We start from the raw sequence: 898 nt of genomic DNA, 5'->3' as shown, positions 1-898 counted from the left end.
GACCTCGATCTTCCAGACCGCGATGGGCCCCGGCTTCCACCGCCTCCACCCGGCCCTGCGGCGCCGCTTCTCGGTGGGCCTGGCCAGTGGCGAGGCGTGCACCGGCCGAGGCGTCATGGACCGCATCTGGCACGGACCGGCGTTCGTGAAGCCGTTCCTCGCCCTCGGCGCCACCCGCAACATCCTGGTCCCCCGGGCCGGCCGTGACATCCCCTTCATGATCGAGAACGTGCCGTACGCCGACACCTTCGGCCGTGAGACGGTGAGCTTCGTGCGCACCTTCGACCTCCCCGGCCGCGTCCGCCGCTTCGACGCGCAGATGGTGCTCGGGCCCCGGGGCGACCGCATCCTCGACTACCTCGGCACCCACCAGCACCTCGCGACCGACCTGCACTTCCACGCCGAGCCCGACGGCTCCCTGCTCATCCGCTCCGGCACCCACCGGTTCCGCGAAGGGCCGGTGGACGTCCGCGTCCCCGACCTCATCGGCGCCACGGCCGAGGTGCGGGAGTCGTACGACGAGAAGACCGGCCGCTTCCGCATCCGCGTGCGCGTGGTGAACCGGTACGTCGGGCCGCTGTTCGGCTACGAGGGCTCCTTCACCGTGTCGTACGCCGACGTCCGCGCGCGGGGGGTGCGGCCCGGGCTGCGTCCGGTGCGGGAGGAGGCGCGCGCATGAGCCCGGAGACAGCGAAGGCGCAGGAGACCAAGACCAGGCTGCTGGAGGGCGCCCTGCGGACGCTCACCGAGCAGGGCATCGCCAAGACGTCGGCCCGTACCGTGGCCGCGGCGGCCGGTGTCAACCAGGCGCTGGTCTTCTACCACTTCGGATCGGTGGACGAACTGCTGGCGGCGGCGTGCCGGTACGGCGCGGAGAAGGCCGTGGCCCGGTACCGGG

2 protein-coding genes are annotated in these 898 nt (G+C 72.6%); both read left to right on the top strand.

Annotated elements, in window-relative coordinates:
- Positions 1-679 (top strand): DUF4166 domain-containing protein (locus CCN44_RS41015; protein WP_244204057.1); only part of this gene is annotated, 679 nt, incomplete at its 5' end.
- Positions 676-898 (top strand): TetR family transcriptional regulator (locus tag CCN44_RS41010; RefSeq protein ID WP_143650435.1); only part of this gene is annotated, 223 nt, incomplete at its 3' end. The genes CCN44_RS41015 and CCN44_RS41010, both read left to right, overlap by 4 nt.

It is taken from the genome of Streptomyces tricolor, assembly GCF_002155905.1.
Classification (GTDB): Bacteria; Actinomycetota; Actinomycetes; order Streptomycetales; family Streptomycetaceae; genus Streptomyces; species Streptomyces tricolor.
The sequence above is the reverse complement of the archived record's forward strand: the minus strand, read 5'-3'. Positions and strand labels throughout refer to the sequence as shown.